This is a genomic window from Acinetobacter tianfuensis (assembly GCF_003611465.1).
GTDB classification, from domain to species: domain Bacteria; phylum Pseudomonadota; class Gammaproteobacteria; order Pseudomonadales; family Moraxellaceae; genus Acinetobacter; species Acinetobacter tianfuensis.
The window spans coordinates 17153-41581 of the sequence record NZ_RAXV01000019.1 but is presented as its reverse complement, the minus strand read 5'-3'; the positions used below and the strand labels follow the sequence as shown (position 1 = coordinate 41581).

Below are 24429 nucleotides of genomic sequence, written 5' to 3'. Positions count from 1 at the left end.
TCACTCTTAGTCAAAAAAACAGTATCCTTATGCATGTGAAAAGGAGCATACATGTATCAAGTACTTGCGCGAAAATACCGTCCCCGCAATTTTAATGAATTGGTTGGTCAAAACCATGTGTCACGAGCGCTGACCAGTGCTTTAGACCGCGGCCGTCTGCACCATGCCTATTTATTTACTGGGACACGCGGTGTAGGTAAAACCACCATTGCGCGTATTTTGGCAAAGTGTCTGAACTGTGAAACTGGCATTACATCTACGCCATGTGAGGTTTGCGCGACTTGTAAATCCGTTAATGAAGGCCGTTTTATCGACTTGATTGAAATTGATGCTGCATCACGTACAAAAGTCGAAGATACCCGTGAACTTTTAGATAATGTGCCTTATGCGCCTACACAAGGTCGTTTTAAGGTTTATCTGATTGACGAAGTGCATATGCTGTCTACGCATTCATTCAATGCTTTGCTCAAGACATTGGAAGAACCGCCAGAACATGTAAAATTCCTTTTTGCAACCACAGATCCGCAAAAGCTGCCGATTACTGTAATTTCCCGCTGTTTGCAATTTACGCTGCGTCCTTTAGCTGTCGATGAAATTACTGCGCATTTGACTGATGTTTTACAAAAAGAAAGTATCGGCGCAGAGCAAGACGCAATTTGGCAAATTGCAGAGTCTGCGCAAGGTTCACTGCGTGATGCGATGTCTTTAACTGACCAAGCGATCGCTTATGGTCAGGGTGCAATTCAGCATCAAGATGTCAAAGATATGCTGGGGCTGATTGACCGCACAATTATCTATGATTTAATTTTGGCGATTCACCAAAACCAGCAAAGCCGTATCAGTGAGCTGCTGATGCAGTTCCGTCAGCAGGCGCTTGATGTTTCAATGGTTTTGGATCAATTGATTTCAACATTGCATGAGCTGGCTTTACTGCAGTATTTGCCGGATTTAAGTCTGAAATACAGTGCTGAAATTAACCAAAAAATTATGCGTATGTCACAGCTGGTGTCTGCGCAAGATTTGCAGCTGTACTATCAAATTGCCTGCAAAGGCCGTGCAGATTTGCAGCTGGCTGTGACGCAAGAGCAAGGCTTTGAAATGACGGTGCTGCGTTTGCTGGCATTCCGTCCTATGCAGTCCAATGAAATTCAAGCTTCAGCGCCTGTTCAGCAGATTCAAGCCCAGCCTGCGCCAGTTGCTGTGCAGCCAGTTATAGCTCCTGAACCTGTACAGATTCAGCCCGAAGAAGTTACGCCAGCAGCAAGTCCGTCAGTTGAACAAAATTCTGATGCTTTCCTGTCTGATGATTTCGATCATTATGGGGAGGAAGATGATTTCGCAACTCGTTCAGATATGAACGAACCATCGTCAGATGACTTCTTGGATGAACCTGAAGAAGAAGCAGTACAGCCTGTTGCACAGCAAGCTGAAAATGTTGAAAGCGCTGAGGCTGAAGTTGTAGAGCAGAGTTTAAGCCAAGCTCAACAGCAAACTGCTGCACCAGAACAAGCGGATCAGATTATTTTTGATCCTGCTGCTGATGACGTACTCTTTGGATTAGATGACTCTGATGAACCGGCAGCTGCGTCAGAGCCAGATTATGCTTTTGAATCTATTGCGCCTTTAGAACGGATTGAGTCTGCTATTTCAGCTGCACCTGTAAAGTCTGAGGAGGAGGAAGTTGCGGCAGAATCTGCGGGTGAGCTTTTTGATGCGCCGATGACCGTGCTGGAGCAACAGCAGCAGCCAGTTGCTGTTCCAGTTCAAAATCCTGCTGATGCATCATTGATGCCGCAGGATATTTTGAAGCTGAAACAGCAGGATTTGCAGGGTGAATGGACGGTTGATAAATGGGAGTTTTGGTTCCGTAATAGTGAGTTGTCACCAGCAGTGCAGGAACTTGCACAGCACGGCATTATGACGGGTCAAATAGACGGCGAAAGCATTGTCCATATTCCGAAACAATATGAACAGCTGTTGACGCAAACCCAGCATGTATTGGAGCAGGCGTTGCACAGTATTTGGCCTGCGACACGTTTTAATGTGCAATATGGCGAAGTTGAAGGGCAAACGCCTTATGCATTGTTGGGTGAACGTAAGGCGAAAGCATTTAACCGTGCTTCTGAACTCTTGCATAATGAACCGATAGTAAAATCATTAATGGCTGTATTTGACGGTGAGCTGCAAAATATTCAGCTGAAGTAATTCAGAAGACTGAATGTTGCAGTTTGGTTGTTATTATTCAGCCCGCAGTATCATAAATGGCTCAAGAGCATCCCGCATTTCTACAGGAATAAGGGTGCTTTTTTTATGGCTGCGGTCTACAAATACATGTACAAAATGCCCCTGAGCAGATGCATTATCCTGTCCTTGTTTAAAGATTGCCAGATCATAAGTCACTGATGAATTGCCAATTTTGCTAATTGCGACGCCAACTTCAATAATTTCAGGATAAGTCAGTTCTTGCATAAAGCTGCAGGCAGAACTGACCACGAGGCCAATAATAGGTGATTGATGAATATCAAAGTCTGCTTTTTGTATAAGTAAGGCATTGGCAGCTGTGTCAAAATAGCTGTAATAAGTCACATTGTTAACGTGACCATAAATATCATTGTCTGCCCAGCGGGTTTGAATGGGGAAAATAAAGCGGTATTGCTGGCGTAATTTTGCAGTTTGTTTCATCTTCGGTTCATTATTATATTGCTTGCATTGTTTTACTGAGTTTATGATTGAAATTCAAGCTCATAAAGTCAATTTCTATGATGAATATCGCCAATTAAGTTTTTAATCTTCAATGGATTGGCAGTGAGTCATAGCAGAAGCATCGATTTAACATCATCAATCTAAGAAAATAAAATGCCAGTCAATTTCTTAATAAACCGGCATTCAAATTAAAATCTATTTTTCTGCGCTGCGGCGGCTAGGGTGAGCTGTTCACTGGGTTGATAGCGTGTATTGGCTTAAGCATAAATAGCGTTATAGATTTGCAGCGCATCATGCTGCTGCAGTACGCGAGGGTTGTTTTGCAGTAACCGTGTTTGCAGCATGGCATCATCTGCCAGCTCATCTAACATTTGCCGCGGGACATTGAGCTGCTGCAGTTTAAGTGTAAGGCCGCTTTGATCTAAATGGTTCTGCATATGGTCAATAAATAAGTCACATAAACCTGAGGTGCAGCCTGTGCTGTAGGGGTCAAGCCATTGCATTAGCTCCGCATAATGAGCTTTTGCTTCAGGCGCATTAAACTTTAGAACTTCAATTAGAACTAAGGCATTGGTGTGGCCATGTGATAGATGAAAATGGCCGCCCAACGGATAAGCCAATGCATGAACAGCGCCCACAGGAGCATTGGCAAAGGCTTGGCCTGCAAGCATGGAGCCCACCAGCATGTTCTGCCTTGCTTCTAGATTTTGTCCATCCATCAAAACCAGCGGCAAGTTTTTATTCAGCAGGCGCAGTGCTTGTTTCGCCAGCATATCTGCATAGGGGTTTTTCTTAATTTTAGATGTATAAGCTTCTATAGCATGAACCATGGCATCTATACCTGTAGCTGCTGTAATCTCAGCAGGCAAATTCTGTGTAAATGAAGCATCTAAAATAGCGGCATCTGCATACAGCACAGGAGAGACGATTCCAGTTTTTACAGTTTCACCTGTAGTAACTATAGAGATAGGGGTAACTTCAGAGCCTGTGCCTGCTGTGGTTGGTACTAAAATTAAAGGTAAGCGCGGCTTTTTGGCATTGCCTACGCCGTATAAGTCTTGTAAGGTTTGTGTTTGCTGAGGGTGCGCCAATATCGCAATAACTTTTGCGACATCTAAAGAACTGCCGCCGCCAAAACCAAGGACTAGATCAGCATGATTTGATTTTGCAAATGCAACCGCATCCAGCACAATATGTTCAGCGGGATCTGCTTGAACATTTGAATAGATTACATAGTCTTGTTTTGCGTTTTCAAGTATTTCTAAAATAGGCAAATGCTGCTGGCGCTGAATCATGCCGGGGTCAGTGACCAGCAATACTCGCTTAGGGCTGAAGTCACGCAGCAAGCTCTTCAGTTCCTGAATTGAACCAATACCAGAAATAATATTGCTGACAGTTTGAAACTGAAATTGACTCATCGCTTTATCCTTATTTTTTTATACTTAAATGAACATTATTCTTGAGTGTTGATATAGGATTCATCCTGTAAATAACTTAACATAAGATGCTTGAAATAAAAGTAACATTGAGGTTGTTATGTCATCCAAAACGCCATATCAGGTGTTATGTGTTTGCTTGGGCAATATTTGCCGGTCTCCGACAGCAGAAGCTGTACTCAGACACTTATGTGATGCAGAAAACTTAAATGTAATGATCGATTCTGCTGGGACCAGTAATTATCATCCAGGCAAAGCCCCAGACAGCCGCAGTCAGCAGCATGCTAAAAAGCGCGGCTATGATTTATCCGCGTTGCGCGCGCGTCAGCTGCAAACACAAGACTTCAAAAAATTTGATTTAATTTTGGCTATGGATTATGAAAATCTGGACAATATTCAGCATTTGATGCACCGCGCTCAGCAAGAGTTTGGCGCAGCTGCTTTACGTGCAGAAGTTGCCTTAATGAGCCAGCATGACTGCAATTTTCCAGAGCAGGAAGTGCCAGATCCATATTATGGCGGCAGTGAAGGCTTTGAGCATGTATTGGATCAATGTGAATCCAGCAGCCGTGCGTGGGTTGAAATCATAAAAATGAAATTGGAAGCAAAGGTTTAAGCGGTCATATGCAAATTCAAAATCAAATCCAGCTCAAAACATTTAATACGCTAAATCTAAATGCTGTTGCATCTCACTACACAAAGATTCATTCTGAAACAGATTTGCTGGAAGCATTAAATTATGCTGAAACCAATCAGCTCAATATTTTAATACTTTCTGGCGGCAGCAATATGCTTTTGCCGCAGCAGATTCATGCGCTGGTTCTGCATATGCACATTATGGGGGTTGAAACCCTTGCAGAAGATGAACACAGCCGCACAATTCGGGTGGGCGCTGGTCAGGTTTGGCATGATTTTGTACTGTGGACAACGGCTCAAAAAATATATGGCTTGCAGAATCTGGCCTTAATTCCAGGCTTAGTGGGCGCATCGCCTGTACAGAATATTGGAGCATATGGCGTTGAGGCAGGCGAATTTATTGAGTCTGTTCACGTCTATGACCGCTATGAAAAACAGTTTAAAGAAATTTTGGCGCAAGATTGCGATTTTGCTTACCGCCACAGTATTTTTAAAGATGATCCGAACCGTTTTATTATTTGCAGTGTGACATTTAAGCTGTTGAAGAACCCTGCGTTAAAGCTGCAGTATGGTGATTTAAAAGCAGCTGTTGGTGATGAGCAAACACCTGAAAACCTGCAGACGCAAGTGATTCATATTCGTCAGTCTAAGCTTCCGGACCCGAAAGAATATCCAAATGCAGGCAGTTTTTTCAAAAATCCTGTTGTTTCTGAAAAAGTTTATGTTTCTATAGCTAAAGACTTTCCAAATTTGCCGCATTATCCTCAGGCAAATGGCGATGTAAAAATTGCTGCTGGCTGGCTGATTGATCAGTCAGGCTGGAAAGGAAAAAAACTAGGCGCGGTGGGTATGTTCCATAAGCAAGCGCTGGTTTTGGTGAATTATGCCGATGCAGCTTTACAGGATGTGCGCGCAGCTTATCGAGCTGTGCAGCAGGATGTGAAAGCTAAATTTGGCATTGCTTTAGAGCCTGAACCAGTGCTGTTTGATGAGCAAGGCCTTATCCGCTCACATCAGGATTAAAAAATAATGCGTAAAACGCCTTGGATTGTTCGAATTGTGCAAATCGCAGCATTGATGTTTGCATTTTTTGGCTGTCTGACAGTTTTTATTTATACGCCTTTTTATTCTCAAATGATTGTGAAAGCGCTGAACTACTTCGTGCCTGTAGAGGTTAATGAAGTTGCAGCGCAAAGCCAAAAAATGGCTTCTTTAAGCGATCAGGACAGTTATGAGCCGGGGTCAGATTTATGGATTGCGCGTCAGGCCTATTTAAAGGTCATGGAAGAGGCGCTGCAAAATAAAGAAACTGCCGATTTGGCCCTGATTCAGGCGCGCTACAAGGCTTTGCAACAGCTGATCGATGAAGCGCATCAAAAGGAAGAAGATGAGCAGGAGAAGCCAAAAGTGCCGCTCTTGGTCAATGCGGAGTCTGAAACAGAGGCAAGCAGCGCGTCTGAGGTTCAGGCACAGCATATTTTCGACATTACGACGCATTTGGATAAAGAACAAATGCAGAAATATGTCACCTTCCTAAAAACGCATGAAATTGAACTGGCTGCTTCTGAGCCGGTGAATGATGAAACCATTGAAGATATTGCACTGATCAAAGATCAAAATAAGCCTGCTGTGCAGCATGCAGATCCGTATGCCATCGTTGTTCTTGGCGGCGGTTTAACTTTGGATAAAAACCGCAAAGATATTATTGTGAATGAATACACACGTCTGCGCTTGGAAACAACGCTGGAAGTAAAGAAAAAATACAATTTGCCTATTGTGCTGAGCGGTGTAGAAGCGCCGTATATGCAGCGCTGGCTGAAAGAGCATGATGTGGATGCCAAACTGCTGGAAGACCGCAGTATGAATACGTGTGAAAATACACGTTTCAGTTCATTGCTGCTGCAGAAAAAAGGCGGTGCGCCAACAGTGATCTTAATTACGGACCGCTATCATATGCCTAGAACTCGCCGTTTATTTGCGTTGAACGGGATTGAAACAGTGCCGCTGGAAGCGCCAATGCCAAGTCAGCTGACTGCATGGCAGCCAAGTGAAAAAAACTATGACCATAGCCGCCGCGCCAATTATGAAATGCTGGCCGCCATGCGTGATATGTGGGTAGGTACAGAATGCAGGGAGGTGCCTTAAATGTCTGATATTCCATTTTTAAATCCTGCAGTACTAAAGCAACTGGATTTACCGGTTCCTGACCGCAGCACGACGCCGCTGCAGCTGGAAAAGCTGAATTTGAACCGTCCTTATGCACCGAGTTTAGAACTGCAGTCTTACCGCCGTCTATATGCTTTAGACGCGCTGGATTGTGAGCACTGGCAAGGCTATGTTGAAATGCCGCTATTTAAATTGCACGTACAGGTTTTTCAGCCCAAGCTGACTGAAGGTCAAAAAGTTAAAGGTACCGTCTTTTTACTGCATGGTTATTTGGAGCATAGCGGTATTTATCAGCCGATTATCCGTGAAATTATCGATCAAGGCTTCAGTGTTCTGACCTATGATTTACCAGGGCATGGCTTAAGTAATGGTTCACCTGCAAGTATCCAAAACTTTGATCATTATCAGCAGGTATTGGAAGCGGTGCATAAGTATGTAAAACATGCAGCGCAGCTGCCGCAGCCGTGGCTGGGCATTGGGCAAAGTACAGGCGGCGCAATTTGGATGCATCATTTGTTGGCATTTGCGCAGCGCCGTGAAAATCCGTATGTAGACCGTGTACTGCTGCTGTCGCCGCTCATTCGTCCTGCAAAAACTGCGTGGTGGCATAATTCGGTTGGTTTGGGCATTATTCGCCGTATTAAGCGGGAAGTGCCGCGCCATTTCCGCCGCAATAACCATAATCCAGAGTTCTTGCGCTTTGTGCGTTTAAAAGATCCGCTGCAGCCGCGCATGATGGGTATGGATTGGATTTTAGCCATGTCCAAATGGATGCAGGAAATGGAGCAGCGGCCAGCTTGCCGTATTCCAGTTTGGCTGGCGCAGGGCGCTCAAGACCAAACAGTCGATTGGCGTTACAATATTGAGTTTATCCGCCGTAAATTCCGTTTACAGACTTTGTTAATGCTGGAGGAGGGTTCGCATCAGCTCATTAATGAACGTGCAGATATACGTGCGGCATTAACAGGTTTAATTCCTGCATTTTTGCATGCGCAAAGCGGTAAGGCATATTATTGATTTGGCCTGCTGGTTTGGTGTAATCCAGCGTGATGCAATAAAAAAGAGCTTTCATTAGAAAGCTCTTTTTCATGTCGATATGGACTTATTTGAGGAAACGCTGATAACCTAAGTTATTGGTGATTTCAGCATATGGATAAGTAATGCTTTCCAATGTTTCAACTAAACCGTCTGGGTTTTGTTTGGCATCTGTTGCTTCCATACCGACTAATACACGGCCTTCCGCTGCACCGTGGTTACGGTAGTGGAACAGGGTGATATTGTGTGTCGGGCCAAGACGCTCTAAGAAAGTTAATAATGCGCCCGGACGCTCAGGAAATTCCACGCGGAATAGGCGTTCATTTTCAATATCTGCATGGCCGCCAATTAAATAACGGATATGCAGTTTTGCCACTTCATCATCAGACAAATCATCGACATCATATTGTACTTTCAGTGTTTCAAAAATGTCATGACGTTCTTTATCACCGCCTTTTAAACTAATCCCGACAAAGACTTGTGCAGCACTGGCATGACTGGCACGGTAGTTAAATTCAGTGATATTTCGGCCTTGTAACGCACGGCAGAAGTTTAGGAATGAGCCTTTTTCTTCTGGGATGGTCACTGCAAAAATGGCTTCTTTACGTTCACCGAGTTCTGTACGTTCTGCAATATAGCGCAGGCGGTCGAAGTTCATATTGGCGCCGCAAACAATCGACACTATATTTTTGCCTTCTAGGCCATGCTCAGCCACATATTTTTTAATGCCTGCCAAAGCCATTGCGCCAGATGGCTCTACAATGCTACGGCATTCATCAAAGGTATCTTTAATTGCTGCGCAGATTTCGTCTGTATTGACCAGTACAACTTCGCGTTCAACGATTGGACCAGAATTATCCGATTTTTGCAGTTGAATCACTTCAAATGGTTTTTCACCAATTTGAGCCACAGCTGTACCGTCTGCAAATAAGCCTACAGAGGGAAGAATGACACGCTCACCAGCTTCAAATGCGGCTTTTAAACAGGCAGATTCATCATATTCCACAGGAATAACTTTGACATGCGGAGCAACATCACCGAGGTAAGCTGCGATACCTCCAATTAAGCCGCCGCCGCCAACAGCAACAAAAACATAATCAACATCACGCCATTGACGTAAAATTTCGTTGGCAATGGTACCTTGGCCTGCCATCACCAGCTCGTCGTCATAAGGCGGAATGAATGACATGCCGTCTTCCTTCGCACGCTGAATAGCATATTTATTGGCAACATCAAATGAGTCGCCATGCAAGACCACTTCACCGCCTAAGCGTTTGACCGCTTGAACTTTAATATCGGGAGTCGTTTTAGGCATGACAATAATGGCGCGGATACCCAACTTTTTACCAGACAGCGCCACGCCTTGCGCATGGTTGCCTGCAGAAGCCGTAATAACGCCACGTTCCAACTGAGATTTCGGTAATTGACTAATACGGTTATAGGCGCCGCGCAGCTTAAAGGAAAAGACAGGTTGCAAGTCTTCACGTTTAAAGCGAATGTTGTTATTTAGTTTTTCACTAATTCGTGGCGCTGCTTCGAGTGGAGTTTCGATTGCAACGTCATAGACCGTTGCCTGTAATATTTGTCGAACCAAACGAGACAGCATGTTAATTTTCCATCTAACAGTTTAAAATAGGTGTTCATTGTAACAAACACCTGTACATTTGGGCTGTAAAATCAGCAGCAAATGTCAAAAAATAGTTGAGCCAAGTTATGAGTCTGTATGCTACCCAAGATGAAAAGAAACAAGCTGCCGCAAAAGCTGCATTAAAGCATTTGCCAAAGGGCGGTATTTTGGGTGTTGGTACAGGAAGTACTGTGAACTTCCTCATTGAATTATTGCCAGAACTTCAATTGGAAGCAGCTGTTGCAAGCTCGGAAGCAACAGCACAGCGTCTAAAGAAATTAGGCATTGAAGTGGTTGATATGAACCACGTTGGCGGTTTAGATGCCTATGTAGATGGCGCAGATGAAATTGACCGTCACATGCATATGATTAAAGGCGGCGGCGCGGCGCTTACACGTGAAAAAATTGTTGCCTCTATTGCGAAAAAATTCGTCTGTATCGTAGATGATTCAAAATGGGTTGACCAATTGGGCCGTGATTTTCCGCTTCCTGTTGAAGTAATTCCAATGGCGCGTTCTGCTGTGGCGCGTAAAATCGTCTCTTTAGGCGGTGATCCGGTTTACCGTGAAGGTGTAGTAACGGATAACGGCAACGTAATTTTGGATGTGCATAACTTAAATATTTTAAATGCTTTAGAGCTTGAAAAGACTTTGAATGACATTCCGGGTGTTGTGTGTAACGGTATCTTTGCATTAAACAAAGCAGATATTGCAGTTGTTGCAACCGATAACGGTATTGAAGAACGTACAGCGGTTTAGTTTCTTGATTTAATACAGTTCTATCAAAAGTTTAAGTGAAACTGAATTGAATTTATATTGAAAGTTCCTTCTCCCTCTGGGATGAGTAGCGAAGCTACGCAAGAGGATGAGGGAATTAATCAACCTCTCCCTCTTGCGAAACCATGTTTCTCATCCTGAAAGGAGAGGGAACTACAAATTTCATAATAAAATTATAGAATAAATGACCCCAAACCTTCCTGAAATTCAAATTACTCGAAAATTACGCGCAACACGCCTCAGACTGCGTGTAGAGCCAACTCAAATTAAATTAACGGTTCCTCAGTTTTGTACACAGCGCCAAGTTCAAGATTTTCTAAAACAATCAGAACAATGGATGATTGATACGTGGCAGAAGCAGCAGGCTGCAGTGGGGCAGATCGCCCGAAGTTTGCCTACGGAGCTGAAGATTTTTAATTTAAAGCAGCCTTTAAGGGTTATTTATAAAACCCAAAAAAATTCATTCATTTTAGATGAGCAAAATCACCAACTTTTCATTAGTGATAGACAGCCTGAAAGCTACTTAAAGGCTTTTGTAATTGCCTATGCAAAAGCGCATTTACCTGTGTATTTGGAGCAATTAAGTCTTGAAATTGGCTTGCCGTTTGGTGAATGTGCTATTCGACAGCCGAAAACCCGCTGGGGCAGTTGTTCTGCTAAACACGACATTATGCTGAACAGCGGATTGGTACTTTTTTCGCAGGAAATCACACGCTATGTTGCAGTCCACGAATTGGCGCATACTAAATACTTTGATCATAGTCTGAATTTTTGGGAGGAGGTGGAGAAGCATGATTCAAACTATAAAAATCATCGGAAAACTTTAAAAAGTGGTGTGATGCCGTGGTGGTGGTGCTAGTATATTTTTCATAAAACCTAAACTTATTGGGTGTATGGTTATGAAAAATAAAAAAATTCTGGGATTAATTTTACTTGCGTGTTCAGCCCCGATTTTTGCAGATAATTTTCAAGATCGGGAAAGCTGGCGAAAAAAACCTGAAGTCATGATGGTTGATGATATTGATCTTAAAACAGATGAGCTGATTGAGCAGGGCTATGTTCCTGTGATGAGTGAAACATTTAAAAGTGTATCTACAAATAGGGGCTACAGCGATAGCATGTGGGACCTGAAAAATAAAGGAAATCAATTGGGGGCACAAATTGTTATTTTCAGTAATGCGCCTGTAGAGAATGGATATTATTATAGATATAGAAATTCAAAGCCAGATTCATATCCATTTTTAATTGGTGATAATCAAAAAAGTGATTTAAATAGTTATCCTGTTGGAACTATTGAGGCAGTTCCTCATCGTCTTGCGAACAGGACAGAATATTCCTCACGATATTTTTATAAATATAATTCAGTAACAGGAATTTATCCCAGCATATTGTCTTCTAAGGATAAAATTAATAATGGCCTTCAGGGCGGCGTGATTGTAAAAAAAGTTCAAGCTGACTCTCCAGCCAAAGGTGTTATTTTTCCGCAGGATATTATTATAAAAGTGAATGATGATAATATTAATGATGTCAGTGCATTTGTTGAAAGTTCAAATTATTTAAGAGGAAATACGGTAAAGTTTGAAATTCTGAGAAAAGGACAGAAGATGCCCATAGAAGTAAGTATGAAACAGTGATATTAGATATCTTTCATCAATCAAAAAATGGCCAGCCTTTTGATTAATATTTGTGATCTGATTTTCTTGGTATTCGTACATAATTTTTAGACGAAATACATCGATTCAAAGAAGCTTTCTGAAACACAGTTTAAGCGATATACGAGCATCTCATGGACAACATTTTATTTAATGGTTGAGCAATTGCAGAAGCATGTTCCAGCTAAGGCAGACCACACAAGTTAAGTGTGGAAGATCAGGTTTTGTTCTGTCTAAGCGATTGGCGGGAATACTGGACTTTATTCACATCGCAATGAATTACGGGGAGCAGAGCCAACAGCCTCAGGAATTTCGTTATGTTGAAGAGATTGTCTGATTCAGTCCAATCTGTTTAATTTAACGAAGAGTTTGCCTGAAGGTGAAGGCATAGGCTGGAATGTGGTGATCGTGGATGCCGCAAAAATTCCAATTCAAAGGCCTAAAAAGCAGAAGAAAAGCTATAGTGGCAAGAAAAAGACGCATACTTTCAGAGTACAGGCCATCATTCATTATAAAACTCAGCAAACTCTGAATTTATGCGCTGATCGGGGTTCGGTGCATGATTTCGAGCTATTCAAACGCAATTTAAGGCAGACTCCTTTAGGGGCTTTTATCCTTGCAGATAAAGGCTAGCTGGGAATTTATGCTGTGTATCCTAATAGCCTATTGCCGTTAAAAGACACTGTAAATTGTATCCTGAATTCAAAATCTATAATCAGGCAATCAACAAAAGAAGAATCGGAATTGAGCATGTATTTGACCGCCTGAAAACCTTTAAAATTCTTGCGGAACGTTATCGAAATAGAGGTAAACGGCCGAGTTTAATTTAATTGCGGGAATCGATGACTTGGAGTTGAGTTAAAAATGATTTATGAAAGAGGTGTATTGTATTTATTTTTGTATTTTCTTTTTAATTAATAGCATAAGTTGAATTTAGAGTTTTTACTTTATTAATTTAAGTTTTTTTTGCTTTAAATATAGGCAATTTATTTTTAATACTGATAGTTGAGTCACATTTTTATATTATTTTGTGAGTTTTTTGTGTATTATGTGCTTCGATTAAGGCTGAGTATATTTTGAACGAATTGTTGTTTGAAAAAAATGAGCCCTCACATTTTATTTAAATACGAGTGTGTTTTAAATAATTGCTTTTATATATTTTAAAACATGCTTCTGGCTTTGTTTTCTCCTTCTCCCTCTGCGTTAATAATAGACGCTTAAAGCATTTATATGGTTATTCATGATCGTAGCAGTCGTGCTACACGGTTTTATATTTCTGTTCGCGTAAAATTTGTTATAGCTTTCATTGGGGCTTGTCTTTGGACATGGTTCTCTTTATGGATGGCCGAAAATTGGATTCGAGATTTAAGTCAATTGATCGGCTCCGTCGCGGCGATATTTTTTATTTACGGCATTGCAATTATTCCTGGATTTATGAACTCCTTTGCCGCATTGAGTTTGGTGATGGATAAAAGGCCTAAACGCAAAGCCCTAGATATCTATCCAAATATTACAATTCTCATTGCTGCATATAATGAAGAGTCTTCTATTTTAGATACGCTCAAAAGTGTGGACCAACAGAATTATCCTGGCGGCTTGCAAGTTATTGTGATTAATGACGGATCTAAAGATCACACTGCGCAGCTGGTAAAACAGGCTGAAGCTCAGTATCCATGGCTAACCTTACTAGATTTAAAGCAAAATGCGGGTAAAGCCCATGCCTTAAATGAAGGGTTGAAATTGGCCAAGTATGACTTGGTGCTAACATTGGATGCGGACTCCTATTTATATAATATTGCGCTGCAATGTATTGTCGAACGTTATGTTTCTGATCCGCCAAATACACGAGCGGTTGCAGGTAAAATTTTGGTTCGAAATTCACGTCAAAACTTACTTACGAAAACGCAAGAGTGGGATTATTTTTTAGGAATCGCTGCGACAAAGCGTTTACAGCCTTTATATCAAGGGACTTTGGTTGCTCAAGGTGCATTCTCAATTTATGACCGTAATGCGCTTGTTGAAGTCGGCGGCTGGCCTGAGTGTGTAGGGGAAGATATTGTACTCACTTGGGCATTACTCAGAGCAGGTTACCGTGTCGGCCATTCGGAGGATGCATGTGTCTTTACCAATGCGCCCTCTGAACTAAATGTGTTTGTGAAACAGCGTCAGCGGTGGGCTCGCGGCATGATGGAAGCTTTTATTAAGCATCCAGGAGTCGTGATTAAGCCGCGATTATCTACCTTCTTTATTCATTGGAATATGCTGTTTCCATGGTTAGACATAGCTTTTACCTTTGGTTTTATTCCGGGCATTATTTTGGCATGTTTTGGTCATTTTTGGATTGTAGGCCCAATGACTTTGGCACTCTTGCCTATGGCATTTTTATTGGGTTTTCTCAATTACAGTATTGAGAAGCGTATGTTTAAAGCCATGGACCTTAAAATACGTAAAAATCTAACAGGTTTTTTTGTATATGTTTTGGCTTATAGTTTCTTGCTGCAGCCTGCAAGTATTTTAGGCTATTTAGATGAAATTTTGAAAACACGTAAAAAATGGGGTACTAAATGAAATCGAGCAACGTCAATTTTGGTTTCTCATTGTGTTTTGTGTGTGTGCTTTCTGCCTATGCGCAGGCAGATGAGTTGCCAGCAAAGCAGCCGTCAGACTGGGCAGCTGGTACAGAATTTTTCATTAGCCGTGATAGTGAAGGCTTCGAAACAAAAAAACTATCAGCAGAAATTTTTCCTCAATATGACAACGCAAATGATTATTTGGGGGCGCGTTTCAGTGCTTATAATTATAAAATTGATGATTGGCAGAGTGATGCCTATAAGGTATCGCTGATTGCTAAAAATGTTGAAGCTGCAACGGCAAATGGCTGGACGTTGGAAGCTGGGATATTTGAACAAAATGATCATACTTTAGCGGCCTTTGATGGAAGCTATCGTCAACCTTTAAGCAAAAGTACTGCTATAGAAGTATTTGCTAATCGAGACTGGGTCGAAACTCGGCCCGCTTTAGAGCAGGGTATTCATTTTACATACTTGGGCGGCGCTGTTGATCAGCAAATAGGGCCGCATGTTACAGTCGTCGGTTTGGCAGCCGCGCAGCTGTTTTCAGATGATAACCGCCGTGATCATGGCCGCTTAAAATTGATTTATCAGCCATCGCTGGAGAGAGGTTTAACGTTGCAGGCGCGATATCGTATGTATCGAAGTGATGCTGATGATGTTGCTGGCTTGTATTTTAACCCTAAGGATTATGAAGAGAGTATGCTCGCTATCGGTTGGCGTAAAAGATTTAGTGGCTGGACCGCAGGGCTGACAGCAGGTTATGGCCGTGAAAAAGTAGCCGATGTGCCGAGTCAATCGACAAAACTGCTGGAACTGAATATACAGAGTCCGATCCATCAAAACCAATTTATACGCTTGAATGCCGGTTATAGTAATAGTGCTTCATATTATGGCGCTGACTATAGCTATCGATATTTGATGGGCGAATGGGTGCTTAAGTTTTAACGAAGCTAAAAGCAGTGTTAGTTTTACCTTGGCTTTTAAGCCAAGGTAAAATGATAAAATTCAGCCAATAGCTCGGCAAAACAGTTTAGAAAGCCATAACTTCCTGTCATACTACGCAGTCATCAAATGGATACTTTGAATAGAGGTAATGAGCGTGATTTCAGTAGGTATTGTCGGCGGTACAGGTTATACAGGTGTTGAATTACTGCGTATTTTACTGCGACACCCAAATGCGGAAGTGAAAGTATTAACTTCGCGTACTGAAAATGGACGCCGTGTAGATGATATGTTCCCAAGCCTGCGCGGACATACAGACCTTTGCTATTCAGACCTAAATATAGATGAATTAAAACAATGTGATGTTGTATTCTTTGCCACACCGCATGGTGTTGCAATGAAACACGCAGAAGAATTGGTTGCTGCAAATACAAAAGTGATTGATTTGGCGGCAGATTTCCGTTTACAAGACCTTGAACAGTTTGAAAAATGGTATGGCATGCAGCATGCATGTCCTGAAATTTTAAAAGATTCAGTTTATGGTTTATCCGAATTAAACCGTGACAAAATTCAACAAGCTGCAGTGATTGGCAACCCAGGCTGTTACCCGACAACTGTACAGCTGGGTTTGGCGCCAGTTTTAAAAGCTGACGCATTAGTGAAACCTGAAAGCATTATCATTGATGCAAAATCAGGTGTTTCAGGTGCTGGCCGTAAAGCAAGCCTTGGCATGATTTATTCTGAAAATGCAGACAACTTTAAAGCTTATGGTGTTGCAGGCCATCGCCATCATCCTGAAATTGTAGAAGCGCTTGAAAATATTTCAGGTCAAAAAGGTGTGTTTAACGAAATCTTATTCGTTCCGCACTTAGTGCCGATGATTCGCGGTATGCTCAGCACGATTTATATCGATTTAACTGATGCAGGCGCAGAAGCGGATTTACAGTCGCTTTATGAGCAATTCTATGCAAATGAAACTTTTGTAGATGTTATGCCTGCAGGCAGCTCACCGGAAACACGTTCTGTGCGCGGCGCAAATCAATTACGCATTGCTTTGTACAAGCCTCAGCCTAAAAAACTGGTGATTCTTGCAGCACAAGACAACTTAGTAAAAGGTGCTGCAGGCCAAGCTGTGCAAAATATGAACTTGATGTTCAGTTTTGCCGAAGATGCTGGTTTGCAAGGCATCGGTTTATTACCATAAGAAACGTATTAGAGCTTCACACACATTTAGATTTCGATTTAAATGTGTGTCTTGAATAAATCAAATAAGAGATGGCGATGCCGAATTCAGACTCAAATATCACGTCAGACAGCAAAAAAACGTTTTTACAAACCAATATGTCTTTGGCGATTGGCGCTGCGGTTATTGCGGTCAGCAGCGGTTTGCTGGGCTATTCTGTCGGTCATCGGCAAGGGCTGACAGTGGTCGGCTATGATGCTGATGCTGAACAGCTGGTAGAAGTTGTGCAAAAGCAAAAAACTGAATTGGCAGCGATGCATAAATCGCTGAACACAGCCGTGCAAGAGCGTGATGTGGCGGTCAGCAACTCAAATGACCTGTATTTGGCTGTAAATAAAGCGCGTGATGAACAAGAACAGTCTGAAAATTTAGGTGTGCTGTACCGAGAAGTGCTGCGTCAGCGCGGCGGTATAGCATTGGCGGTACAGCATTTAGCAATTAAACCGCTGCCTGATAATGCCTTTGAATACCAGCTGGATTTAATGCAAGTTAATCCTGGAAAGCGCAATGCGTCTGGTACGGTTGAAATGCGTTTAATCCAAGGTACTGAAGTCATGACTGTGCCGATGGATGATAAAAACTTCAATTTTGAAAACAATGAGCGTTTAACAGGCCGCTGGACAATGCCAAAAGGCTTTACGCCTAACTTTATTGAAGTTCGTTTAAATGGGCCTGCGACGCCAGTTGTCCGCAGATTCAGCTGGTCTAAAGGACAGCCTGTAGAAAATCAATCCGCATTTCTTTCAGAAATTCCACAAGCTGAAGCAAATGCAAATTAAACTGTGAAAACAAACTATATGCGAAGCAATAAACCTCAAATCAGTCTCTCAAGTATTAAAGACTCTTTTCATCAAACTGGGTTGGTTGACTGGCATATCAGCCCGCGTCTAAGCGGTGATGAATCTCATGAGGAAGGCGGTTCGGATGCCGCAGTGATGACTGCTCCGCCTCAATTCAAGCGTCCGCCTATGTATGCTGTCGTTTTAATGAACGATGACTACACGCCAATGGACTTTGTTATTGAAATTTTACAACAATACTTTGCAATGAATCTTGACCAAGCTACTCAAGTAATGCTAACTGTACATTATGAAGGAAAGGGTGTTGCAGGTGTTTACCCGCGGGACATCGCGGAGACAAAAGCGAACCAAGTCAATAATTATGCTCGGTCACAAGGTCATCCATTGCTTTGTCAGATTGAGCCAAAAGATTAAGGGGATTACATGCTCAGTCGTCAATTAGAAGTATCATTACGTTTGGCTGTCAGCATGGCTCGTCAAAAGAGACATGAGTTTCTGACGGTAGAACATTTATTATTGGCTTTACTCGATAACGACTCTGCTGTGAATGCGCTCAAAGCTTGCGGTGCAGACATCATTGTGCTTCGTAAAGAGTTAGAAGAATACGTTGAACAGCATACACCTAAGTTGGGTGAAAACAACGACCAAGCGCCGCATCCAACAGAAAGTTTCGACCGAATTTTACAGCGCGCAATTTTTCATGTGCAGTCGAGCGGCGGTGACCGTACTGTTGAAGGGGCAGATATTTTAGTTGCAATGTACTCTGAGCGTGACTCGTTCGCTGTATATTTGCTGAAACGTCATCAAATTAACCGTTTAACACTGACTCAGTATCTTTCACACGGTACGCGTAAAGATGATGCGCAGCCAGAAGAAGAAATAGAAGAGCTGGATGGTGAAGCATCATCATCTGCAAATGCTGGCCCTTTAGAGCTTTATACGACTAACCTGAATGTTGAGGCGCAAAAAGGAAAAACAGATCCGCTGATTGGCCGTGAAAAAGAAATTGAGCGCACTGCACAAATTCTTTGCCGCCGCCGTAAAAATAACCCGCTTTTGGTCGGGGATCCGGGTGTCGGTAAAACGTCTATTGCAGAAGGCTTGGCATGGCTGATTGTGAATGGAAAAGCGCCGAAGCCGCTTGAAAATGCCGAAGTATTCAGTTTGGATATTGGCGCATTGGTGGCGGGTACAAAATACCGCGGTGATTTCGAGAAACGTTTAAAGCAGCTTTTAAATGCATTGAAGAAAAAACCAGAAGCAGTGCTGTTTATTGATGAAATCCATATGATTATTGGTGCTGGCTCAAGCATGGGCAGTACGATGGATGCATCAAATTTAATTAAGCCAGCGCTCGCAAATGGTTCTCTGCGCTGTATCGGTTCGACAACTTTTCAAGAATATCGTCAAGTTTTTGAAAAAGATCATGCTTTGTCCCGCCGTTTCCAGAAAGTTGATGTAAATGAACCATCAATCTCAGAAACGATTGATATTTTGCGCGGTCTGAAGTCGAAATTTGAAGAATTTCACCATGTGAAATATGATGATCAGGCTTTAGTTTCTGCTGTGGAACTTTCTGCTAAATTCATTAATGACCGTTTCTTGCCAGATAAAGCTATTGATGTGATTGATGAGGCTGGTGCGCAGCGCCGTCTGAAAGCTGAACAAGACGATACGGCAATTACTGTGGAAAATATTGAAGATATTGTTTCTAAAATTGCCCGTATTCCGCCTAAAACAGTTTCTAAAGATGACAAGTCTGTGCTTGAGCATTTGGAGCGAGACCTTAAGCGTGTGGTATTTGGTCAAGATGAAGCAATTGAAGCATTATCTTCGGCGATTAAACTGTCACGTGCCGGTTTGAAGTCACCAGATAAGCCTGTTGGCAGTTTTGTCTTTGCGGGGCCTACAGGTGTAGGTAAAACAGAAGTTACTAAACAGTTAGCCAAGCTGTTAGGTGTTGAGCTGATCCGCTTTGATATGTCTGAATATATGGAGCGTCATGCCGTATCTCGCTTAATTGGCGCACCTCCAGGCTATGTCGGTTTTGATCAGGGCGGTTTACTGACGGATGCAATTCATAAAAATCCGCATTGTGTATTGCTGCTGGATGAGATTGAAAAAGCGCATCCAGATGTTTTTAACTTGCTGCTGCAAATTATGGATCATGGCGCTTTGACGGATAACAATGGACGTAAGTCGGACTTCCGCAATGTGGTTCTGGTTCTTACGACGAATATCGGTGCGGAAAGCATTTCACGTGTCAGTATTGGTTTCATGGATCAAGACAATAGCCGTGATAATCAGGATGCAATGAAAAAAGCTTTCTCGCCTGAATTCCGTAACCGTTTAGACAGCGTTATTCAGTTTAAAGCCTTACCTACAACCGTCATTGAAAATGTGGTGGATAAGTTCTTAACTGAACTGCAAGCACAGCTTGATGATAAAAAGGTATTGCTGGAAGTGGATCAGGATGCCCGTGAGTGGATGGCAGAAAATGGCTATGACCGCCTGATGGGCGCACGTCCAATGCAGCGTTTAATTCAAGAGCATTTGAAGAAACCGCTGGCTGAAATGATCCTGTTTGGTGAGTTGGCCGAGCATGGCGGCAATGTTGCCGTATCTGTGAAGAAGGAAAATGGAAAGGCAATTGGTTTGAAATTAGAGGTTTTTGAAGACCAAACTGCTGAGCCAGCTTAATATCGTTACAACAATCACTATAACCCGTGTTTTCACGGGTTATTTTGTATCAGTCTGTTTAATTTTTTGCATTACACTCATTTAGAAGGTTAAAAATTTTGGATCTGCCGTTCACTAAAGTATTGACGACATTCTTTTTATTTTTAGTTACTGCGGTGATGGAAATTTTAGGATGCTATTTTCCTTATCTTATTTTGAATCAAGGACGAAGTCAGTGGCTGTGGGTGCCTACAGTACTGGCTTTAGGGGCATTTGTTTGGCTGTTGACCTTGCATCCTGCTGCATCTGGGCGTATTTATGCGGCGTATGGCGGTATTTATATTTTTACAGCGCTGTTATGGCTGCGTTATGTCGATCAAGTCAGTCTGAGCCGTTGGGATTTGGCTGGCGGTGCGGTTGTGCTTATTGGAGCTGCATTAATTATACTGCAGCCGCAGGGAGTAATTCGCTAGACATTTTTTAACTTCGTCGTGAATGGTTGCTTTGAATGTATTTATACAGGTTCAAACCATTTCACAATGCGATGAATATCCGCTTCAATACTTTGAATCTCTTGATCATTCGGCTTTGGAAGTACACATTGACCTAATACAGAATACCTTTTGACAGGGCACAGATAATGCCATTCTGCATAATGCATTTGGTTGCTTTTGTTGTTGTATATACTGTGTCTAAATGTGTCGATACTTCCATTTTCAAAGCGACTAAGGCTTATATAGTGTGTTTTGCAATTAGTTTGATCTGTTTGTGTTGATTCATAGCGCACTAGTTTTCCATTAATATAGAATATGTTGTATTCAAAACTTGGATATTCCTTGCACGTGCTTACATCTTTAAGTTTGGCGCGAATGACATAATTTTCAAAATGCAACTGATCCAGCTGAGCTGTATCTTTTTGTGCCTCATAGACTTCGTCCACATTTGGAATGCGGTGTTTTAATTCAGCGTTATGGTCACTGCTTTGAACATTATCTATCTGTCGAATGCCACTGTTTTGCATATAACCAAGATAACGGTGATGACGGGCAAATTGATAAGGTGTAGGCTGGCCGTTGTCGATTAAGTCAGCATCAATATGTTGTTGTGTTTCATAGCCTTGTTTACTGAAGCTTAGAGTTCCGAGTAGGCCTTCGTAAGCTGTGCCAATAGATATTGCCTGTTGTAGTATATTTCCTCCTCCATAAGTAAAAGGAGTCTGAATGACTAGCTGGCCTTCCATAACTGAGGGAGCATTATTTTTTGGATCAGACTTTGGTAGCGAGTAGTTGAAATTACTGAGCTTATACAGCCATCGGTGGTACTCAGGAATATGGAAAACAATACTGTGAGTGGCTGGATTTGCAGCGCCTTGAATGGGCACAGTGATGAAATTTCTATGCAAGCAAGGAAGCTGTAAAAAACTACATTTATCTATTGTGGCAGTCAGTCCAGGTATTGCAATGATGGCCTTATAACTGGCTTGGGCTTGTTGCGGCAGAAGAAAAATCTTCTGCACCTTTTCTGTGGTCATGGTTCCATAACTTGAATATAAATCTAATTTGATATCAAGGTATTGTTTATATTGGAATAATTGAATAAAAATAAATAAGAGGAATAGGGTGGCCAAACTTATTTTAAGTTTTTTATGATGCATTATTATCGTGAGCAGGCTTCTGAAATATTCAGGAATTGTTGCAGAAGCCTATCCATATAGCAAATAGGATATTTGCCGATGATTAAATACCGCAATCTTTTTGCTTTAATTCAAGTTTGTAGTGGTTTTTCTCTGAACTTAAATCGAACTCGACCAAATAGGGATTTCTTTTCTGATATTCATGCTCAAAGAAAATAGGGCAGTTCTGTATTAAATTTTTCTTAATGAGTTTCTGAACTTCTTTAGATCCAAGATCTTGCTCAAACTGTGCAAAATCAGGTGTGATAATCATGCCTGTTAATTCAGTTTTTTGGGAAGATAAATTAAGCTGTTCAATGATTGTATTATTGTCAATTTCTAAGGGTAAAGTTTTAGAATCTTCGGCACTTAAAACGCTGAGCAGTTCATCAAGTTCTTTAGGCTGCTGAATTTTAAATTGAGCATCAATAATCTGTTTAGATTGTAAATATTGATCAAATTCGGATGCTTGAATTTGGCAAAGGGCGGAGCCTAAAATGGTGGTTAGGCATACACCAATAGTTTTTAAATACATAAAGATTATCACTGTCAAAATTTTAAATTATGTTTTGATTATAGCGATGAAGCATGAAAAAAAGCACCCGAAGGTGCTTTTTATTCAACGAAAACCTTAGTCTTTTTTAAGGTTTTCGTTAATTAAGAATTCTACCAATGCTTTTTGAGCGTGTAAGCGGTTTTCTGCTTCATCCCAAACAACAGCATTTTTATGCTCTAGAAGGTTTTCAGAAATTTCTTCGCCGCGGTGTGCTGGTAAACAGTGCATAAATAAGCAGTCTGAATGAGCAAGGTCCATTAGGCGTTCGTTAACTTGGTAGTCTGCAAATGCTTTTTCACGGATTTTTTGTTCTTCCTCTTGCCCCATGCTTGCCCAAACGTCAGTAACAATTAGGTCAGCATTGACAGCTGCATCTTCAGCAGAATCAACCAGCTCAACGCAGTGAGCAAATTCAGAGAGAAACTTTTCTTGAGGCTCATAGCCTTTAGGCGCAGCAATTTTCAGTTTAAAGCCCCACATGTGCGCAGCTTCAATGTATGAGTTGCACATGTTGTTACCGTCACCAATCCAAGCAACGGTTTTACCTTCAATTGAACCGCGATGTTCAATAAAAGTCTGCATATCAGCTAACAGTTGGCAAGGGTGATGGTCATCGGTTAATGCATTGATGACTGGAACTTTAGAGTAAGAAGCAAAGCGTTCTACTATGTCATGACCAAAAGTGCGGATCATTACGATATCAAGCATGCTTGATATTACACGAGCTGAATCTTCAATGGGTTCACCGCGGCCTAACTGAGTGTCGCGAGATGACAGGAAGATTGCGCTGCCGCCGAACTGAGTCATGCCAGCTTCAAACGATACGCGTGTACGTGTGCTCGATTTTTCAAAAATCATGCCCATAACTTTGCCAACAAATGGCTGAAAAACTTCGTTGTCGTGCTGCTTGCGCTTCAGTTCAATGGCGCGCTGCAAAATTTGGTTAAGTTCTAAAGTCGATAAATCGCGTAAAGTGAGGAAGTGACGTAGAGCCATGGCTACTCCACAATAATTGCTGAATCAAAAAATAAACAACAATTAGTTGTTGGTTGGTTAAAGGAAAAAATATGGAATTGGCTACTCTATACTATCTAGATATACGATTGCAAAACAATTAAGGCTTTTGATGGCCATCAAGAAAGCGATCTACGCAATATTCAATATAGTTGGTGTTTTCTTGATCGCTTTCGTCTTGCGGCAAGCCCATAAGAATTTTCCACTCTATATCCCTTAAGATGCCAAAATAAAATTGAGAGGAAAATAATGGATTTTCACAATGTAATATTCCATTTTTGTGGGCTATTTCAAGCCAGCCAGCAATGGCCAATTGTATTTTTTTAGGGCCATGTTCATGGATATGCTGCGCAATTTCAGAATTACGTTGACTTTGTTCCAAAATTAAACGCATAAAAGCCGCTTTTTCTGGCTGTTTTAAATGTTCTTGAAAATTGATTAAGGTTTGAATGAGGTAATTTCTAAAGCTAGAAACTTGGGGGTTAAATGGCATAAAAATATCTTTAAAAAATTGATCACGGCGATAGTCGCAAATAGATTTAAAGAGGCCTTCTTTATGGCCAAAATATTTATAAATGGAAGCTTTAGAACCGCCGGCATGGTTCACAATATCATCTAAAGAAACAGCATCATATCCATGTTCTAGAAATAGTTCAGCAGCGCTTTCTAAAAGCGCAACGCAACGCTCATGACCGCGTTTTGTTTGCGGTAAGTCAAGTGCGATGGATTCTAACTGAGCTAAATCTTGCATGTTGGAAATAATCATGTTCATTTATAAAGGATCTTCAATTATATCAAAAAATTGTATAAGTTTCCGTATTCGCGCCGCGGCCATGTAATTATGCTGTAACGAAATAATATTATAGATTTTAAAAATATTTGACTAAAGTTTTAGAGTAAAAATTCTAAATGGTCATAG

Annotated in this window: 23 protein-coding genes; 16 read left to right on the top strand and 7 right to left on the bottom strand. The window is 41.7% G+C overall.

The window, feature by feature from the left end; translation table 11 throughout:
* Window positions 1–51: 51 nt before the first annotated feature.
* Window positions 52–2205: a DNA polymerase III subunit gamma/tau gene (dnaX, locus tag D7V32_RS09760; protein ID WP_120402696.1), complete on the top strand. Its 2154-nt coding sequence runs from the start codon at window positions 52–54 to the stop codon at window positions 2203–2205.
* A 33-nt stretch (window positions 2206–2238) separates the two neighbouring features.
* On the opposite strand, the gene D7V32_RS09755 is transcribed toward dnaX, so the two are convergent.
* Together D7V32_RS09755 and D7V32_RS09750 are read right to left on the bottom strand one after the other, a co-directional pair.
* A complete protein-coding gene (locus D7V32_RS09755) occupies window positions 2239–2682 on the bottom strand; it encodes an acyl-CoA thioesterase (protein WP_120402695.1) in 444 nt (147 codons plus the stop codon).
* Between the two features lie 278 nt (window positions 2683–2960).
* The gene (locus D7V32_RS09750; protein WP_120402694.1) at window positions 2961–4121 is read right to left on the bottom strand and encodes an iron-containing alcohol dehydrogenase; all 1161 of its coding nucleotides are present in this window, start codon (window positions 4119–4121) and stop codon (window positions 2961–2963) included.
* Between the two features lie 118 nt (window positions 4122–4239).
* On the opposite strand from D7V32_RS09750, the gene D7V32_RS09745 reads away from it, so the two are divergent.
* The 4 genes from D7V32_RS09745 to D7V32_RS09730 are packed head-to-tail and all read left to right on the top strand — an operon-like array spanning window position 4240 to window position 7958.
* Window positions 4240–4755, top strand: a complete 516-nt coding sequence (locus D7V32_RS09745; protein ID WP_120402693.1) for a low molecular weight protein-tyrosine-phosphatase — start codon at window positions 4240–4242, stop codon at window positions 4753–4755.
* An 8-nt stretch (window positions 4756–4763) separates the two neighbouring features.
* Window positions 4764–5798 (top strand): UDP-N-acetylmuramate dehydrogenase, encoded by a 1035-nt coding sequence (murB, locus tag D7V32_RS09740; RefSeq protein WP_120402692.1) that lies wholly within the window; start codon window positions 4764–4766, stop codon window positions 5796–5798.
* 6 nt (window positions 5799–5804) lie between these two features.
* Window positions 5805–6920, top strand: coding sequence for a YdcF family protein (locus D7V32_RS09735; protein WP_120402691.1), 1116 nt, complete (start codon window positions 5805–5807; stop codon window positions 6918–6920).
* Window positions 6921–7958 carry an alpha/beta hydrolase gene (locus D7V32_RS09730; RefSeq protein ID WP_120402690.1) on the top strand — a complete coding sequence of 346 codons (1038 nt, stop codon included), beginning with the start codon at window positions 6921–6923 and terminating at the stop codon, window positions 7956–7958.
* 85 nt (window positions 7959–8043) lie between these two features.
* On the opposite strand, the gene ilvA is transcribed toward D7V32_RS09730, so the two are convergent.
* The gene (gene ilvA, locus D7V32_RS09725; RefSeq protein WP_120402689.1) at window positions 8044–9582 is read right to left on the bottom strand and encodes a threonine ammonia-lyase, biosynthetic; all 1539 of its coding nucleotides are present in this window, start codon (window positions 9580–9582) and stop codon (window positions 8044–8046) included.
* 107 nt (window positions 9583–9689) lie between these two features.
* On the opposite strand from ilvA, the gene rpiA reads away from it, so the two are divergent.
* The 11 genes from rpiA (at window position 9690) to D7V32_RS09665 (ending at window position 20741) form a co-directional block, all read left to right on the top strand.
* Window positions 9690–10361 carry a ribose-5-phosphate isomerase RpiA gene (rpiA, locus tag D7V32_RS09720; protein ID WP_120402688.1) on the top strand — a complete coding sequence of 224 codons (672 nt, stop codon included), beginning with the start codon at window positions 9690–9692 and terminating at the stop codon, window positions 10359–10361.
* Window positions 10362–10563: 202 nt separating this feature from the next.
* Window positions 10564–11238 (top strand): YgjP family zinc-dependent metalloprotease, encoded by a 675-nt coding sequence (locus D7V32_RS09715; protein WP_120402687.1) that lies wholly within the window; start codon window positions 10564–10566, stop codon window positions 11236–11238.
* A gap of 40 nt (window positions 11239–11278) precedes the next feature.
* Window positions 11279–12013 (top strand): PDZ domain-containing protein, encoded by a 735-nt coding sequence (locus D7V32_RS09710; protein ID WP_171407635.1) that lies wholly within the window; start codon window positions 11279–11281, stop codon window positions 12011–12013.
* Window positions 12014–12400: 387 nt separating this feature from the next.
* Window positions 12401–12664 carry a transposase gene (locus D7V32_RS17700; protein WP_171407634.1) on the top strand — a complete coding sequence of 88 codons (264 nt, stop codon included), beginning with the start codon at window positions 12401–12403 and terminating at the stop codon, window positions 12662–12664.
* A 708-nt stretch (window positions 12665–13372) separates the two neighbouring features.
* Complete coding sequence (locus D7V32_RS09695; protein WP_228200197.1) at window positions 13373–14599, top strand: glycosyltransferase; 1227 nt, start codon at window positions 13373–13375, stop codon at window positions 14597–14599.
* Window positions 14596–15549 carry a hypothetical protein gene (locus tag D7V32_RS09690; protein ID WP_120402683.1) on the top strand — a complete coding sequence of 318 codons (954 nt, stop codon included), beginning with the start codon at window positions 14596–14598 and terminating at the stop codon, window positions 15547–15549. The genes D7V32_RS09695 and D7V32_RS09690 overlap by 4 nt, the downstream gene beginning before the upstream one ends.
* Window positions 15550–15697: 148 nt before the next feature.
* Entirely contained in the window at window positions 15698–16750 is a 1053-nt protein-coding gene (argC, locus tag D7V32_RS09685) for an N-acetyl-gamma-glutamyl-phosphate reductase (RefSeq protein ID WP_171407632.1), read from the top strand.
* A gap of 77 nt (window positions 16751–16827) precedes the next feature.
* The gene (locus D7V32_RS09680; protein WP_120402682.1) at window positions 16828–17568 is read left to right on the top strand and encodes a DUF6776 family protein; all 741 of its coding nucleotides are present in this window, start codon (window positions 16828–16830) and stop codon (window positions 17566–17568) included.
* Between the two features lie 18 nt (window positions 17569–17586).
* Entirely contained in the window at window positions 17587–18003 is a 417-nt protein-coding gene (gene clpS, locus D7V32_RS09675; protein ID WP_120402724.1) for an ATP-dependent Clp protease adapter ClpS, read from the top strand.
* A gap of 9 nt (window positions 18004–18012) precedes the next feature.
* Window positions 18013–20289 carry an ATP-dependent Clp protease ATP-binding subunit ClpA gene (gene clpA, locus D7V32_RS09670; RefSeq protein WP_120402681.1) on the top strand — a complete coding sequence of 759 codons (2277 nt, stop codon included), beginning with the start codon at window positions 18013–18015 and terminating at the stop codon, window positions 20287–20289.
* A gap of 98 nt (window positions 20290–20387) precedes the next feature.
* Window positions 20388–20741, top strand: a complete 354-nt coding sequence (locus D7V32_RS09665) for a YnfA family protein (protein ID WP_120402680.1) — start codon at window positions 20388–20390, stop codon at window positions 20739–20741.
* 41 nt (window positions 20742–20782) lie between these two features.
* Here D7V32_RS09665 and D7V32_RS09660 read toward each other — a convergent pair whose 3' ends face one another.
* The 4 genes from D7V32_RS09660 to D7V32_RS09645 all read right to left on the bottom strand — a co-directional run bounded on the left by D7V32_RS09660 (window position 20783) and on the right by D7V32_RS09645 (window position 24261).
* Window positions 20783–21922: a hypothetical protein gene (locus D7V32_RS09660; RefSeq protein ID WP_120402679.1), complete on the bottom strand. Its 1140-nt coding sequence runs from the start codon at window positions 21920–21922 to the stop codon at window positions 20783–20785.
* A gap of 82 nt (window positions 21923–22004) precedes the next feature.
* Window positions 22005–22475 (bottom strand): hypothetical protein, encoded by a 471-nt coding sequence (locus tag D7V32_RS09655; protein ID WP_120402678.1) that lies wholly within the window; start codon window positions 22473–22475, stop codon window positions 22005–22007.
* 96 nt (window positions 22476–22571) lie between these two features.
* Entirely contained in the window at window positions 22572–23492 is a 921-nt protein-coding gene (gene argF, locus D7V32_RS09650; protein WP_120402677.1) for an ornithine carbamoyltransferase, read from the bottom strand.
* Window positions 23493–23610: 118 nt separating this feature from the next.
* On the bottom strand, window positions 23611–24261 hold the full coding sequence (locus D7V32_RS09645) for a TetR/AcrR family transcriptional regulator (protein ID WP_120402723.1): 651 nt from the start codon (window positions 24259–24261) through the stop codon (window positions 23611–23613).
* Window positions 24262–24429: the final 168 nt, after the last annotated feature.